This is a genomic window from Neisseria sp. P0001.S005 (assembly GCF_051963715.1).
In genome coordinates, this window is sequence record NZ_JBQCTZ010000771.1 from 1 (window position 1) to 367 (window position 367).

General features: G+C 42.2%; 1 protein-coding gene. It reads right to left on the reverse strand.

Translation table 11 applies throughout. From position 1 onward, the window contains the following. Nucleotides 1-336 (reverse strand): 50S ribosomal protein L7/L12 (rplL, locus tag ACTHSP_RS22790; RefSeq protein ID WP_440347102.1); only part of this gene is annotated, 336 nt, incomplete at its 3' end. Nucleotides 337-367: the final 31 nt, after the last annotated feature.

The window sequence follows — 367 nt, forward strand, 5'->3', positions numbered from 1 at the left end:
TTGTTTTTGGATGTCTTCAGCTTCAGCTTTAGAAACACCTTCTTTCAGAGTTTTAGGTGCACCGTCAACGATGTCTTTAGCTTCTTTCAGACCCAGGCCAGTGATAGCGCGGACAACTTTAATCACGCCAACTTTTTGATCACCGGCAGAAGCCAATACTACGTCGAATTCAGTTTTTTCTTCAGCAGCAGCTGCACCAGCACCTGCAGGACCTGCAACTGCAACTGCAGCAGCAGAAACGCCAAATTTTTCTTCAAAAGCTTTAACCAGGTCGTTCAATTCCATTACGGTCAAAGAACCAACGGCTTCCAAAATGTCTTCTTTAGTAATAGCCATGCTATTTATACTCCAAATATTGTATTAAAAA